Source organism: Aquabacterium sp. A08 (assembly GCF_011742065.1).
The window spans coordinates 1-13,260 of record NZ_JAAQQT010000628.1; the positions used below are offsets into that span (position 1 = coordinate 1).

Annotated in this window: 15 protein-coding genes and 1 pseudogene; 13 read left to right on the forward strand and 3 right to left on the reverse strand. The window is 60.6% G+C overall.

Annotated features, from left to right (window positions below; translation table 11 throughout):
- The 3 genes and pseudogenes from HA630_RS12390 to HA630_RS12400 all read left to right on the forward strand — a co-directional run.
- Positions 1-225, forward strand: a pseudogene (locus HA630_RS12390) (translational GTPase TypA); the annotation flags it as partial.
- Positions 222-1,172 carry a DMT family transporter gene (locus HA630_RS12395; RefSeq protein ID WP_166833612.1) on the forward strand — a complete coding sequence of 317 codons (951 nt, stop codon included), beginning with the start codon at positions 222-224 and terminating at the stop codon, positions 1,170-1,172. The pseudogene HA630_RS12390 and the gene HA630_RS12395, both read left to right, overlap by 4 nt.
- Positions 1,141-2,268: an enoyl-CoA hydratase/isomerase family protein gene (locus tag HA630_RS12400; RefSeq protein WP_166833610.1), complete on the forward strand. Its 1,128-nt coding sequence runs from the start codon at positions 1,141-1,143 to the stop codon at positions 2,266-2,268. The genes HA630_RS12395 and HA630_RS12400 overlap by 32 nt, the downstream gene beginning before the upstream one ends.
- 61 nt (positions 2,269-2,329) lie before the next feature.
- Here the strand turns inward: HA630_RS12400 and smpB are convergent, their stop codons facing one another.
- Positions 2,330-2,818, reverse strand: coding sequence for an SsrA-binding protein SmpB (smpB, locus tag HA630_RS12405; protein WP_166833608.1), 489 nt, complete (start codon positions 2,816-2,818; stop codon positions 2,330-2,332).
- A 58-nt stretch (positions 2,819-2,876) separates the two neighbouring features.
- Between smpB and HA630_RS12410 the strand changes: the two genes are divergently transcribed.
- From HA630_RS12410 to guaA, 4 genes are all read left to right on the forward strand, one after another.
- On the forward strand, positions 2,877-3,320 hold the full coding sequence (locus HA630_RS12410; RefSeq protein WP_166833605.1) for a type II toxin-antitoxin system RatA family toxin: 444 nt from the start codon (positions 2,877-2,879) through the stop codon (positions 3,318-3,320).
- Positions 3,321-3,333: 13 nt separating this feature from the next.
- Positions 3,334-3,669 carry an RnfH family protein gene (locus HA630_RS12415; RefSeq protein ID WP_166833603.1) on the forward strand — a complete coding sequence of 112 codons (336 nt, stop codon included), beginning with the start codon at positions 3,334-3,336 and terminating at the stop codon, positions 3,667-3,669.
- Between the two features lie 50 nt (positions 3,670-3,719).
- A complete protein-coding gene (gene guaB / locus HA630_RS12420) occupies positions 3,720-5,189 on the forward strand; it encodes an IMP dehydrogenase (RefSeq protein WP_166833601.1) in 1,470 nt (489 codons plus the stop codon).
- Between the two features lie 94 nt (positions 5,190-5,283).
- Positions 5,284-6,894 carry a glutamine-hydrolyzing GMP synthase gene (gene guaA, locus HA630_RS12425; RefSeq protein WP_166833599.1) on the forward strand — a complete coding sequence of 537 codons (1,611 nt, stop codon included), beginning with the start codon at positions 5,284-5,286 and terminating at the stop codon, positions 6,892-6,894.
- An 84-nt stretch (positions 6,895-6,978) separates the two neighbouring features.
- On the opposite strand, the gene HA630_RS12430 is transcribed toward guaA, so the two are convergent.
- Complete coding sequence (locus tag HA630_RS12430) at positions 6,979-7,242, reverse strand: hypothetical protein (protein WP_166835116.1); 264 nt, start codon at positions 7,240-7,242, stop codon at positions 6,979-6,981.
- Positions 7,243-7,559: 317 nt separating this feature from the next.
- On the opposite strand from HA630_RS12430, the gene HA630_RS12435 reads away from it, so the two are divergent.
- Positions 7,560-8,765, forward strand: a complete 1,206-nt coding sequence (locus HA630_RS12435; RefSeq protein ID WP_166835118.1) for a site-specific integrase — start codon at positions 7,560-7,562, stop codon at positions 8,763-8,765.
- Here the strand turns inward: HA630_RS12435 and HA630_RS12440 are convergent.
- The gene (locus tag HA630_RS12440; protein WP_166835120.1) at positions 8,762-8,986 is read right to left on the reverse strand and encodes a hypothetical protein; all 225 of its coding nucleotides are present in this window, start codon (positions 8,984-8,986) and stop codon (positions 8,762-8,764) included. The two genes, HA630_RS12435 and HA630_RS12440, sit on opposite strands and share 4 nt — an antisense overlap.
- A 230-nt stretch (positions 8,987-9,216) precedes the next feature.
- On the opposite strand from HA630_RS12440, the gene HA630_RS12445 reads away from it, so the two are divergent.
- The 5 genes from HA630_RS12445 (at position 9,217) to HA630_RS12465 (ending at position 13,228) form a co-directional block, all read left to right on the forward strand.
- On the forward strand, positions 9,217-9,657 hold the full coding sequence (locus HA630_RS12445; RefSeq protein WP_166835122.1) for an AlpA family transcriptional regulator: 441 nt from the start codon (positions 9,217-9,219) through the stop codon (positions 9,655-9,657).
- Complete coding sequence (locus HA630_RS12450; RefSeq protein ID WP_166835124.1) at positions 9,654-11,969, forward strand: phage/plasmid primase, P4 family; 2,316 nt, start codon at positions 9,654-9,656, stop codon at positions 11,967-11,969. The genes HA630_RS12445 and HA630_RS12450 overlap by 4 nt, the downstream gene beginning before the upstream one ends.
- Complete coding sequence (locus HA630_RS12455; RefSeq protein WP_166835126.1) at positions 11,962-12,369, forward strand: hypothetical protein; 408 nt, start codon at positions 11,962-11,964, stop codon at positions 12,367-12,369. Before HA630_RS12450 ends, HA630_RS12455 begins: the two co-directional genes overlap by 8 nt.
- A gap of 147 nt (positions 12,370-12,516) precedes the next feature.
- Positions 12,517-12,804 (forward strand): type II toxin-antitoxin system Phd/YefM family antitoxin, encoded by a 288-nt coding sequence (locus HA630_RS12460; RefSeq protein ID WP_166835128.1) that lies wholly within the window; start codon positions 12,517-12,519, stop codon positions 12,802-12,804.
- 25 nt (positions 12,805-12,829) lie between these two features.
- On the forward strand, positions 12,830-13,228 hold the full coding sequence (locus tag HA630_RS12465) for a type II toxin-antitoxin system RelE/ParE family toxin (protein WP_166835130.1): 399 nt from the start codon (positions 12,830-12,832) through the stop codon (positions 13,226-13,228).
- The last annotated feature ends 32 nt before the right edge of the window (positions 13,229-13,260 follow it).

Below are 13,260 nucleotides of genomic sequence, written 5' to 3' on the forward strand. Positions count from 1 at the left end.
GACCTCATCGTCAACGCCACCCGCACCAAGCAGCTGACCAACTTCCGCGTGTCGGGCAAGGAAGACGCGGTGAAGATCACCCCGCCGATCGAGCTGACGCTGGAGTACGGGGTCGAGTTCATCGAGGACGACGAGCTGGTCGAGATCACGCCCAAGAGCGTGCGCCTGCGCAAGCGCTTCCTGAAAGAGCACGACCGCAAGCGTGCCAGCCGCGAAGGCGCATGACCCTGCGCCACGGTCGGGCCGTGGGCCTGATGGTGCTGGTCACCTTCCTCTGGGCCACCGCCGGGGTGGTGACCCGCCAACTGGAGCAGGCCCAGGCCTTTGAGATCACCTTCTGGCGCAGCTTCTTCACGCTGCTGTCGCTGCTGGTCATCCTGCCGCTGTGGCAAGGTTGGGGCGTCTGGCGCCGCATGCGCCAGGAAGGCTGGGTGCTGTGGGCTTCGGGCGCATGCTGGGCGGTGATGTTTACCGCCTTCATGCTGGGCCTGGCGCTCACTTCGGTGGCCAACGTGCTCATCACGCTGGCGGCCGGGCCGCTGTTCACCGCGCTGGTGTCGCGCTTGCTGTTCCGCCAGCGCCTGACGCCGCGCACTTGGGGCGCCATCGCGGTGGCCGGGCTGGGCATCGGCTGGATGTTCGGCCAGCAGCTGGACGGCGGCCACTGGCTGGGCACGCTGGTGGCCCTGGGCGCGCCCATCGGCGGCGCCGTCAACTGGAACCTGGTGCAGCGCAGCCAGGCGGCGGGCCACCAGGTGGACCTGGTGCCGGCGGTGCTGATCGGGGCGCTGCTGTCGTCGCTCTTCGCGCTGCCGCTGGCCTGGCCGCTGGGCGCCAGTGTCCACGATGTGACCCTGCTGGCCGGCCTGGGGCTGGGACAATTGGCCATCCCCTGTGTGCTGGCCGTGCTCTGTGCCCGGTCGCTGAGCCCGCCCGAGATGTCCCTGCTGGCGCTGCTGGAGGTGCTGTTCGGTATCGCCCTGGCCTGGCTGGGCGCCAACGAGGTGCCGCAACCCTATGTGCTGCAGGGCGGCGCGTTGGTGCTGGGCGCCTTGGTGGCCAACGAATGGCTGGGCTGGCGCGAGCGCGAGGGGCACTACCGCATCCAAACCCTGGTAACCGAACACACTGGAGACCCGCATGAACTGGAACACCCCGGAGGTCGTCGCTGAAGTCAGCCCCCACGGCGTTGGCCTGCTGACCCTGAACCGCCCCAAGGCGCTCAACGCCCTGAGCCTGCCCATGGTGCGGGCGCTGTCAGCGGCGCTCACCGCCTGGCGCGACGACCCCACCGTGCGCGCCGTGGCGGTGCGCGGCAGCGGCAAGCACGGCCCGTTTGGCGCTTTCTGCGCCGGCGGCGACATCCGGTTTTTCCACCAGGCGGCGACCCAGGGCGACCCGGCGTTGGAGGATTTCTTCACCGAGGAATACGCCCTCAACCACCTGATCTTCACCTACCCCAAGCCTTACCTCGCCTTCATGGACGGCATCGTCATGGGCGGTGGCATGGGCATCAGCCAGGGCGGCTCGGTGCGGGTGGTGACGGAACACACCAAAATGGCCATGCCGGAAACCCACATCGGCCTGTTCCCGGACGTGGGCGGTGGCTACTTCCTGAGCCGCTGCCCCGGCCATGTGGGCGAGTACCTCGCGCTGACGGGCCATGTCATGGGCGCCGCCGAAGCGGTGGCCTACGGCCTGGCCGACGTGATCGCCCCGGCCGACCGCCTGCCGGACGCCTGGACCGCCTTGCAACAGATCGACGCGCCCAACCCCGAGGCCTTTGCCGCCGCCTGGCAGCGCTGGATGGACGCAGCCGGCTGGGTACGGCGGGTGGCCGCCGACGCGCCGCTGCTGACCGCCGAGGTGGAAGCGGCGTTTGGCGAGGCCAGCGTACCGGCCATCGTGGCCGCGCTGGCGCGCATGCCCACCGCCGGTGCGGCCCAAGCCCTGGAGGTGCTGCGCACCCGCAGCCCGCTCATGCTGCACGTGGTGCTGGAGCAGGTGCGGCGCGCCCGCCGCATGAACCTGGCCGACGACCTGCGCATGGAACGCGACCTGGTGCGCCACTGCTTCCAGACCGGCCACCTGCAGCGCAGCGGCACGAGCAGCGAAACGGTGGAAGGCATCCGCGCCCTGGCGGTGGACAAAGACCACAGCCCGCGCTGGAACCCGCCGCGCATCGAAGACGTGACGCCCGACATGGTGGCCCCGTTTTTCGTCAGCCCCTGGCCGGCCCACGCCCACCCACTGCGCGCCCTGGCCTGACGGCCCAGCACCCGGCGGGCCTGCGCGGCCCGTGGGCTGGTGGTCGCCGGGATGGGGTGGCTCAGCGGTGGCGGCTCTTCATCGCACGCTCCACCTCGCGCTTGCCTTCCCGGTCCTTGATGGTGTCGCGCTTGTCGTGCTCGCCCTTGCCCTTGGCCAGCGCAATCTCGCACTTCACCCGGCCGTTTTTCCAGTGCAGGTTCAGGGGCACCAGGGTGTAGCCTTTTTGCTCCACCTTGCCCACCAGCCGGCGGATTTCCTCGCGGTGCATCAGCAGCTTGCGGGTGCGCGCGCTTTCGGCGTTGACGTGGGTGGACGCGGTGCGCAAGGGGTTGATCAGGCAACCGATCAGGAACAGTTCGCCTTCGCGGATGACCACATACCCCTCGGTCAGCTGCACCTTGCTGGCGCGCAGTGCCTTGACCTCCCAGCCCTCCAGCACCAGGCCGCACTCGTGCCGCTCCTCGAAGTGGTAGTTGAAGGCGGCCTTCTTGTTTTCGGCGATGCGGCTGTCGCGGTCGGGGGTTTTGGTTTTCGGTTTGGCGGACATGGTGTGGATATGGGGGTGCCCCGCGACCTCTACAATCCCGGGCACGGCCAACGATTGTATGAAAAGCGTACACAAGACAGTTTTGATCTGGCACAGCGCGCACGAAATGTTCGCGCTGGTCACCGATGTGCCCCGCTACCCGGAGTTTCTGCCCTGGTGCAGCTCGGGCCAGGTGCTGGAAACCACGGCCGACGGCATGGTGGCGTCCATTGGCATGTCCATCGGTGGCCTGAAAAAAAGCTTCACCACCCGCAACACCCACATCACCGACCGCCGCATCCACCTGGAGCTGGTGGACGGGCCGTTTTCGCACATGCACGGCACCTGGGAGTTCAAGCCGGTGGGCGACGGCACGCAGCGCGCCTGCAAGATCGAATTCACCCTGAACTACGGGTTTTCCAGTGCCACCCTGGCTGCGTTGGTGGGCCCGGTGTTCGACAAGATCGCCGGCAGCCTGGTGGACGCCTTCGTCAAGCGTGCCGACCAGGTGTACGGCGCGTGAGGGGGGCGGCACCATGCGCATCACCGTGGTGTGGGCGGACGGCCCGCAAGCCGTGCAGGAGGTCGCGCTGGAGTTGCCCGACGGCGCCACCGCCGCCCAGGCCCTGACCGCCACCGGTTGGCCGCTGCTGCCGCGCCTGCACGCCGCCGGCCCCGACCGGCTGACGTTGGGCATCTGGGGCCGCCAGGCCGGCCTGGACACGCCCTTGCGCGACCGGGACCGGATCGAGCTGTACCGCCCGCTGCGGGTGGACCCCAAGGTGGCGCGGCGCGAGCGTTTCCAACGCCAGGGCGCCAAGGCCGCTGGCCTGTTCGCCAGCAAGCGGCCGGGCGCCAAGCCGGGGTACTGAGCGGCTCGGGTCTGCGGTCCCAGTACAATAGTGTTTTTGGAGCTTCCTACATGCGCCTACTCGGTAAAGCGCTCACCTTCGACGACGTGTTGCTGGTGCCCGCGTACTCCCAGGTCCTGCCCAAGGACACATCCCTCGCGACCCAGTTCACCCGCGACATCACCCTGAACCTGCCCCTGGTCTCGGCGGCCATGGACACGGTGACCGAGGCGCGGCTGGCCATTGCCATCGCCCAGGAAGGCGGCATTGGCATCGTGCACAAAAACCTGTCGGCGCAAGAACAGGCCGCCCAGGTGGCCAAGGTCAAGCGCTACGAGTCCGGCGTCCTGCGCGACCCGGTGGTGATCAGCCCCGGCACCACGGTGCGCCAGGTCATGGCGCTGTCCGACGAGTTGGGTGTCTCCGGCTTCCCGGTGGTCGAGGGCGGCAAAGTGGTCGGCATCGTCACCGGCCGCGACCTGCGCTTCGAGACCCGCTACGATCTGCCGGTCACCGAAATCATGACGCCACAGGAGCGGCTGGTCACGGTGCCCGAAGGCACCACCCCGGAAGAGGCCAAAGCGCTGCTGAACAAGCACAAGCTGGAGCGCCTGCTGGTGGTGAAGAACGGCTTTGAACTGCAGGGCCTGATCACCGTCAAGGACATCACCAAACAGCTCAACTTCCCCAACGCCGCGCGCGACGCCGCCGGCCGCCTGCGCGTGGGTGCGGCGGTGGGTGTGGGCGCCGGCACCGAAGAACGGGTCGAGGCGCTGGTCAAGGCCGGGGTGGACGCCATCGTGGTGGACACCGCGCACGGCCACAGCAAAGGCGTGATCGACCGCGTGCGCTGGGTCAAGCAGCACTACCCGCAGGTGCAGGTCATCGGTGGCAACATCGCCACCGGCGCGGCCGCACTGGCGTTGGTGGAGGCCGGGGCCGACGGCGTCAAAGTGGGCATTGGCCCGGGCTCCATCTGCACCACCCGCATCGTGGCCGGTGTCGGTGTGCCGCAGATCACCGCCATCGACAACGTGGCCACCGCGCTGCAGGGCACCGGCGTGCCGCTGATCGCCGACGGCGGCATCCGCTACAGCGGTGACATCGCCAAGGCGATCGCGGCCGGCGCGGGCACCGTGATGATGGGCGGCATGTTCGCCGGCACCGAAGAGGCGCCGGGCGAGATCGTGCTTTACCAGGGCCGCAGCTACAAGAGCTACCGCGGCATGGGCAGCATCGGCGCGATGCAGCAGGGCAGCGCCGACCGCTACTTCCAGGAAAGCAGCACCGGCAACCCCAACGCCGACAAGCTGGTGCCCGAGGGCATCGAAGGCCGCGTGCCTTACAAGGGGTCAGTTGTCTCCATCATCTTCCAGATGGCCGGCGGCATCCGTGCCTCCATGGGTTACTGCGGCTGCGCCACCATTGGCGAGATGCACCAACGCGCCGAGTTCGTGGAAATCACTTCGGCCGGCATCCGCGAAAGCCACGTGCACGACGTGCAGATCACCAAGGAAGCGCCGAACTACCGCGCCGACTGACACCGGGCCCGCCCTGGGGCCCACAAGGGCCGTCCTTCGGGGCGGCCTTTCGCGTTTTTTGCGATTCTCTTGCCGCGACACCCGCACACACGCCATGCAACACCAGAAAATCCTCATCCTCGATTTTGGCTCCCAGGTCACCCAGCTGATCGCCCGGCGTGTGCGCGAGGCGCACGTGTACTGCGAAGTGCACCCCTGCGACGTGAGCAGCGACTGGGTGCGTGACTACGCCGCCGACGGTCAGCTCAAAGGGGTGATCCTGTCGGGCAGCCATGCCAGCGTCTACGAAGTGGACGACAAGGCGCCGGACGCGGTATTCGAACTGGGCGTGCCGGTGCTGGGCATTTGCTACGGCATGCAGACCATGGCGCAGCAATTGGGCGGCAAGGTCGAGGCCGGCCACACCCGCGAATTCGGTTATGCCGAGGTGCGCGCGCGCGGCCACACGAACCTGTTGAAAGACATCGTGGACTTCACCACCCCCGAGGGCCACGGCATGCTCAGGGTGTGGATGAGCCACGGCGACAAGGTGACCGAACTGCCGCCGGGTTTCAAGCTCATGGCCAGCACCGATTCCTGCCCCATCGCCGGCATGGCCGACGAAGCCCGCCGTTTCTATGCGGTGCAGTTCCACCCGGAGGTGACGCACACCGTGCAGGGCCGCGCCATGCTGGAGCGCTTTGTGCTGGACATCTGCGGCACCCGCGCCGACTGGGTCATGCGCGACCACATCGAAGAAGCGGTGCAGAAGATCCGCGAGCAGGTGGGTGACGAAGAGGTGATCCTGGGCCTGTCCGGCGGCGTCGATTCGTCGGTGGCGGCCGCGCTGATCCACCGCGCCATTGGCGACCAGCTGACCTGCGTGTTCGTGGACCACGGCCTGCTGCGCCTGCACGAGGGCGACATGGTGATGGACATGTTTGAAGGCAAGCTGCACGCCAAGGTGATCCGCGTGGACGCCAGCGACCTGTTCCTGGGGCAACTGGCCGGTGTCACCGACCCGGAGAAGAAGCGCAAGATCATCGGCGGCCTGTTCGTGGACGTGTTCAAGGCTGAGGCGGCCAAGCTCAAGGGCGACGGCGCCAAAGGCGCCAAGTGGCTGGCCCAGGGCACCATCTACCCGGACGTGATCGAGTCCGGCGGCGCCAAGAGCAAGAAGGCCGTGACCATCAAGAGCCACCACAACGTGGGCGGTCTGCCGGAACAACTGGGCCTGAAGCTGCTGGAGCCGCTGCGCGACCTGTTCAAGGACGAGGTCCGCGAACTCGGCGTGGCCCTGGGCCTGCCGCACGACATGGTGTACCGCCACCCCTTCCCGGGCCCGGGCTTGGGCGTGCGCATTTTGGGTGAAGTGAAGAAGGAATATGCCGACCTGCTGCGCCGCGCCGACGCCATCTTCATCGAAGAGCTGCGTTCCACCATCGACCCCATCAGCGGCAAGAGCTGGTACGACCTGACCAGCCAGGCCTTCACCGTGTTCCTGCCGGTCAAGAGCGTGGGCGTGATGGGTGATGGCCGCACCTACGACTACGTGGTGGCGCTGCGCGCGGTCTGCACCAGCGACTTCATGACCGCCGACTGGGCGGAGCTGCCTTACAGCCTGCTCAAACGCGTATCGGGCCGCATCATCAACGAAGTGCGTGGCATCAACCGCGTGACCTACGACGTGTCCAGCAAACCACCGGCGACGATTGAGTGGGAATGAGCATTGGCATTGCCCCGGCTGTTCGTGTGACAGGGCGGTCGGCAGGTCATCGTCACTGAGCGGGGTTTGTGGGCCGCGAGCCTGTCAAGCCCGCTTGAGCGTTTTCATGCGTCCATCCGTCTTCAGCTGGTGGGCCACCTCATAGACTTTCTCCAACAAATCGTCGAACTGGGTCAGGCCGTCTTCGCCCAGGGTCAACAGCACGCCGGCTTTGCGCAGGTCGGTCGGGTCGATAGCGAAAACATGCACCTGACCTTGGCCGTTCTCATCGACCGCCAGGCTGACCTTGAGTTCACCGATTCGACTGCGCACAGCGCCGATGTTGACTTGAAATGCCAATCCTTCCAAGGGATACCTCTGTGACGGTCGAAGACCGATTTCAACAATCAACAACAAAAAACCCTTGTAAGCCTTTGACTTACAAGGGTTTTTGATTTTGGCGGAGAGGGCGTCCTTATAACCCGCACTTCACGCCAGTTCAAAACAGGTCAAAGAACAAAACAAAATACCCAATGAAATCAATACAATACACCCAAAAATCCTGGCGACCTCATCAAACGGCGTCAAACCATTTCAAGCCCTTGCACTGATTTTTCCGTATAACACGGCGTAGAACGATCAGTTATGATTCCACCCGTAACGGACACCCGGAGGGGGGGGGGAAGATGGCAAGGGCAAACAAGCTGACGCAAATGCAAGTAGCAAGGCTCAAGGAGCCGGGGCTGCATGGCGACGGAGCCGGCCTTTGGCTCAAGGTGACCGATCACGGATCGAAGTCTTGGATCTTGCGATACACGTTTCAAGGCCGTGAGAAATGGACCGGCTTGGGCTCCTACCCTGTTGTGACATTGGCCGACGCTCGGGAAAAAGCCTTGATGCTCAAGCGCCAGATCCTCCAGGGCACTGACCCTGTACAAGAAAGACGCGAGGCGATGGCGCAAGCCGCAGCGGAATCGGCCAAGTCTGTTGACTTTGACTGGTGTGCAACGCAGTACATCTCTGCTCACAAAGCCGGATGGAAAAACCCCAAGCACTCCGACCAGTGGGCGAACACCATCAAGACTTACGCTTCCCCGGTTATGGGAAAGCTGCCCGTTGACAAGGTGGACACACCGCACGTCATGAAAGTGTTGGAACCCATTTGGGCAACCAAGGCAGAAACGGCTTCACGCCTGAGGGGGCGCGTGGAAGCCATTCTGGACTGGGCCACCGTTCGCAAGTACCGCACAGGAGAGAATCCTGCGCGCTGGAAAGGCCACCTCGACACGTTGCTACCAGCGAGGGGCAAGGTGGCTCGCGTTCAGCATTTCGCCGCTCTGCCGTGGAAAGAAGTGGGCGACTTCATGAAAGCTCTGTCAGGGCAACCGGGCATCGGTGCGCTCGCTTTGCAGTTCACCATCTTGACCGCCGCGCGATCAGGCGAGGTTCGCGGCATGACCTGGGATGAGGTGGACCTTGAGAATGAACTGTGGGTCATCCCGGCTGAGCGCATGAAGGCTGGCCGTGAACACCGCATTCCCCTAAGTCATCCTGCAACTGCGCTGCTCAAGGAGCTGAAGCCTTTCAGGAAAGATGGTGAAAAAGTGGTCTTCCCAAGCATCCGTGACCGCAAGCCGTTATCCGACATGACCTTGACTGCGGTGCTGAGGCGGATGGGACGCAAGGACCTGACAGTGCATGGCTTTCGCTCCACCTTCAGAGACTGGGCAGCCGAGGCGACCGACTTTCCGGCAGAGATGGCCGAAATGGCCTTGGCCCACACGGTGTCTAACAAGGTAGAGGCAGCTTATCGTCGTGGAGACATGTTCGACAAGCGGCTCAAGATGATGAACGACTGGGCAGCCACGTGCCTGTCGAAAGTTAGTAGCTAGCGTGCGCGAGAGTTGCACTCCCTGCCTTGCCATGGCACAATCTGGCGCAGCAAGTTGAGTAAATCAACAACTATACGAATCAAAGTGCCAAGGTCACTTGGTATCTGTCTCACTGCCAACGAAGCTTGGCCGATTCGCAGCAGCCTGGTCAGCGCCCTTATTGCGGTACGCTCGATCTGAAAATTCTGCTCAACAATACCAATACTGACGAAGTAGGTCATGTCTTATTCCTGCCTCACGTGCGAAGGAGAGATATGCACTGCCAGAATTAAACCTTGTTGCCTAGCTCGCTTCAGGTTTCCTTGAAGCATTTTAATTTTGAAATCGGCGCAATCCTTGCAGCCTAGCCATTGATGAAAAAATCTCAATGACTCGAAAATTCTGCTTGAAAATTAGAATACCGTGAGTTGTGTCCATTTCTGTTAAACCCGGCCATGCCGTGGAGATAAACATGAATGGATTTAAATTTTCAGATGCTCTGCGTGAGCATCAAACTAGCCTTTGCGGCACGAATCACGCTCATCCCGGAGCCAGCCTCGACCCTTTAGAGACTGCCCCGCGTAAATTGATTGACAGCAAAACGCTTGATTCAATCATCGGCCTTTCTGCATCGACTCGTTACCGCTACATTAAAAAGGGGCTGCTGCCGCAGCCTGTTCGCTGGCCCGGCTGCAAGAACCTTTGGAACTTGCATGAGGTGTACGCGTACATCGAACGCAACAACGCCAATGCGTACAAGGCGGTTGCCTCCCCCGACAAAATGGAAGGAGTGGAAGGTCCAGCAAATACTATTTTTTTAGTCAATGACTACAAAAATAAAAATGCTGAGACTCCCTACACTTCCTCCACCACAGAGGGAGAGTGCGAGGGCAAGCAGGGAGGTCAGTCATGAAAAAGCCTCCCGCATCCGCACAAACCCATGCCAAATCGAGTGCCGAAAAGCGCCGCAGCGATGCTCGACGCTTCAAATACAGCTTGATCGGCAAGGCAACGGCTGACCTGTTGACTGTTGCCGAAGGACCTGAGAAAGGCAAGACACCGAAGAAGCATCGCGGCACCTTGAAAGACCTGTGGCCGACGCTGATTAAGCACAACCAAGATGGGAATGCCGTCTTCATGATGGTAAATCAGTCTGATGGCAAGGGAACCAAGGACGAGAATGTCATTAAGGTCAACGCATTCTTTCTTGACTATGATGGCGACGACTGGAGGCACATTTCTCTCAGCGATTTGCTGATCAAATTTAAGCTTCGACCTCATATTGTGGTTAAAACGTCATCGGGTCGTTACCACGTATATTGGAAAGTGAGCGACTGCGCTCTCGATCAATTCAAACGCATTCAACAAGCTTTGGCAGCGATGTTTGGCTCTGATCCCAAGGTGGCCAATTTGGCGCGAGTGATGCGCGTGCCTGGCACCTACAACCACAAAAATCCAAAAGAGCCATTTTTAGCCGAGCTGACTCATTGCGATGAAAGCCTTCCCAGATACTCTGTGACTGAATTTGTGAGTGGCATGAATTTGAATCTTGAAGAGGTGTCGAACGTTATCAATCCCCATGCCGAGGTGGCCGTTATCGATGCGTCAGTATCAGGTGCAGGCGGAAAGCCTTCAATTGATGTGGTGCTTGAATGGCTCAGCAAGATTTCACCCGAGGACCGTGACATCTGGATCAAGGTGTGCATGGCGTTGAAATCATGGGGCGAGGAAAACGGCTTGAAGCTTTTCTTGCAGTGGTCCAGTCGTTCGATCAAGTACGAGGAAGCCGAGGCGATGCGCCAGTGGAACAGCGTGAAGGCGGAGGGTGGCATCACATGGGAGACGCTACGCTACCTGGCCTACCAGGTAGCAGGATCTGCCAATGTGAGTTGGTCACGCGGTCCTGAGAACATGTTCGACTTTGTTGAAATCCTTGTTCAGGACCTTTGCCAACACCTGAAATATGCACCTCACGATAGACAATGGTACGCCTACGGCTCGGGGATTTGGCTCAATCAGCCAGCCAATGCAGAAGGGATGGTGCGTCGATATCTGCACGACTTTGTTCGCAATAACCCTCGTCACCCTCTGTGTACCAAGATTGCGAGCAGTGCAGGTTTGACAGAAGTAATGCGCCTTGCAAGCACGGACGCACGTTGTCACATCAGCTCCGGCACTTTCGACGCTCGTGTTGACACAGTGGCGGTCGAAATTCCTCGTGGATTGGGTAGCGCAAAGTTCGCTGCTGTAGATCTGACCACCGGACACATTAGAGCAGCCGTGCCTGGGGACTATTTCAGTAAGAAGATGGGGGTGCCGTACATTCCAGGTGCGTCTTGCCCTCAATTCTTGGGATTTTTGGGGCAGATTGCTGATGGCGATGCTGAGTTAATCGATGCATTGCAAATTATTTTCGGCTATGCGATGTTTGGTCACGTCCAAGATCAGGTGATGTTTGTTCTGATCGGCGATGGCTCCAACGGCAAAGGAGTGTTGCTCAATACGATAGCGTATATCTTTGGAGGTTACGCCACTAACGTTAGCTACTCGCTGCTCAAGAGGCACAACACTAACCCCAATGCCCCTACGCCTGCCTTGGCCCCTTTGGCAGGTGCGCGTTTCGTTCCGTCCTCCGAGTTTGGAGAAGGCGATAAGCTGGAAGAGGCTTTGGTCAAAAACATCACTGGTTCAGACCCCATTAGCTATCGCCCGAACTACGGTCAGCAGGCCACATTCAAACCGCAGTGCAAGATCTTCTTGAGCACAAACTACTTTCCTCGCATATCGTTTGCTCACGAGGCTATGTGGCGTCGCCTGTTTGCCATTCGCTTCACCAAGCGGTTTTCCGGGGACGAATGCAACAGTCAGCTTGAAGATCAATTGAAGGCGGAGGGCTCCGGCATCCTGAACTGGCTGATTGAAGGTGCGGTCAAGTACCACCGCTTGGGCAAGCTGCTGTGGCCTGCGTCCACCATCAAGTACCTGGGCACTTTGAAGAGTGACGCTGATACCGTGGGCACTTGGCTCAAGAGCAACTGCCGCTCATTGGAAGGAGGCGTAGTTCCTGCAGCAGAAGCCTATGCAAGCTACAAACAGTTTACCAAAAACAACAATCAGTCACCGATTGGCGTAAAGGATTTCAAGCAGGTGCTGATTAAGAAGGGCTACGACGCCAAACGCCGCAGTGCTGCCAATGTTTTTATTGGCTTTGTCATCAATGAGTGAGGCTGAAATGATTACAGATGGAAAATTGACTTTGCACTTCGAGGGCAACCCCATTGCAATCGAGCGAAATATTGCCAAAATCCTCAATTACATCGCGCACTCTGACGAGGTGGATTTGAATGTTTTATGGCACAAGTATGGTTTTTTCAGCCTGCATCAGGATCGTGTGGTGATGGTTGTTAGTGAGATCGTTTCCCACCATTTGGATGACATCATCGGTGGAAACGTGAACTCACTCAACAATCTATACCGATCAACGACAGGGCACGACCTTTTTGACTTGGACTGCGACAGTCAGAGCAGGCTGAAAAAAGAATTGACAGATCGGTTGAAGGAGCTCAACGTCATATCTGAAAAAATCCAGGAAATCCTCGCACCCGCTCAACAATTCGTTGAATAAATCGGTTCACCCGTGCATGGGGGTAGCACCTAAGGTGCTACCCCCTATTTATTTGTGCGCCACTTGCGACCAAGTTGTTGATTGGGTCATGAGTAAGCGGGTAAGATGTACAAAATTTTGCACCATCTTCGTCAACCGGAGGCCCCCATGGCAATCTCAGCCAGCGACGTGATCCCCCTGTCCCATGCTCGCGCCAACTTTTCTGAACTGGCTGAGGATGTCAGGGGTGGTGCCGAAAAGCTCATCACCAAAAACGGTGAGGCCTACATCGCCATCATTGACGCGAAGCGCCTCGACTACTACCACCAGCTAGAGCGCGAGCGCATCCACCTGCTTCTGATCGACGAAGCATCCAAGGGCCTGGATGACGTAGCGGCTGGACGTGTTCAGGATGCTCGCACGGCACTGACAACCATCAAGAAGCGCCGGGCTTGATCGCTATCGACAGATCGGTAGCCCCATGACCAACAGCGTGACCATCAAGCTCACCGCCAACTTCGAGCGGAACCTGGCTGACATCGAACAGTTCCTGACCGAGGCGGAAGCTCCTCAGGCATTCGACGGACTGATCGACGAGCTACTCGGCACAGTGCTGCCCAACCTGGAACGGTTTCCAGAGCTAGGCCGGCCTTTTTTCAACCGGGCTGTCGGCTCTGCGGAGGTCACCAACGCCACTGCCGCACTGAAGTCCAAGCTGGCTGCTCTGGTGGGCACCTCGTTGACCAGCTTGCGTGAGTACGTGATGAGCCACTACCTGGTGCTGTACGTGCAGGTTGAAGGCACCCTTTTCCTGCTGTCGATCAAGCACCACAAGCAACTGTCATTCGACTTCGAGGGGCATTGGGGAGGCAGTGCGTGAGCGAAGCAAAAAGAATCAACGGGATCGCGAGC

Excerpts from the sequence above, each read along its gene's own strand:
- guaB (WP_166833601.1), top strand. The coding sequence starts at position 3,720 with ATGCGCCTACTCGGTAAAGCGCTCACCTTCGACGACGTGTTGCTGGTG.
- HA630_RS12455 (WP_166835126.1), top strand. The coding sequence starts at position 11,962 with ATGAGTGAGGCTGAAATGATTACAGATGGAAAATTGACTTTGCACTTC.
- HA630_RS12465 (WP_166835130.1), top strand. The coding sequence starts at position 12,830 with ATGACCAACAGCGTGACCATCAAGCTCACCGCCAACTTCGAGCGGAAC.
- HA630_RS12435 (WP_166835118.1), top strand. The coding sequence starts at position 7,560 with ATGGCAAGGGCAAACAAGCTGACGCAAATGCAAGTAGCAAGGCTCAAG.
- HA630_RS12460 (WP_166835128.1), top strand. The coding sequence starts at position 12,517 with ATGGCAATCTCAGCCAGCGACGTGATCCCCCTGTCCCATGCTCGCGCC.
- HA630_RS12400 (WP_166833610.1), top strand. The coding sequence starts at position 1,141 with ATGAACTGGAACACCCCGGAGGTCGTCGCTGAAGTCAGCCCCCACGGC.
- HA630_RS12395 (WP_166833612.1), top strand. The coding sequence starts at position 222 with ATGACCCTGCGCCACGGTCGGGCCGTGGGCCTGATGGTGCTGGTCACC.
- guaA (WP_166833599.1), top strand. The coding sequence starts at position 5,284 with ATGCAACACCAGAAAATCCTCATCCTCGATTTTGGCTCCCAGGTCACC.
- HA630_RS12450 (WP_166835124.1), top strand. The coding sequence starts at position 9,654 with ATGAAAAAGCCTCCCGCATCCGCACAAACCCATGCCAAATCGAGTGCC.
- HA630_RS12410 (WP_166833605.1), top strand. The coding sequence starts at position 2,877 with ATGAAAAGCGTACACAAGACAGTTTTGATCTGGCACAGCGCGCACGAA.
- HA630_RS12445 (WP_166835122.1), top strand. The coding sequence starts at position 9,217 with ATGAATGGATTTAAATTTTCAGATGCTCTGCGTGAGCATCAAACTAGC.
- HA630_RS12440 (WP_166835120.1), bottom strand. The coding sequence starts at position 8,986 with ATGACCTACTTCGTCAGTATTGGTATTGTTGAGCAGAATTTTCAGATC.
- HA630_RS12415 (WP_166833603.1), top strand. The coding sequence starts at position 3,334 with ATGCGCATCACCGTGGTGTGGGCGGACGGCCCGCAAGCCGTGCAGGAG.
- smpB (WP_166833608.1), bottom strand. The coding sequence starts at position 2,818 with ATGTCCGCCAAACCGAAAACCAAAACCCCCGACCGCGACAGCCGCATC.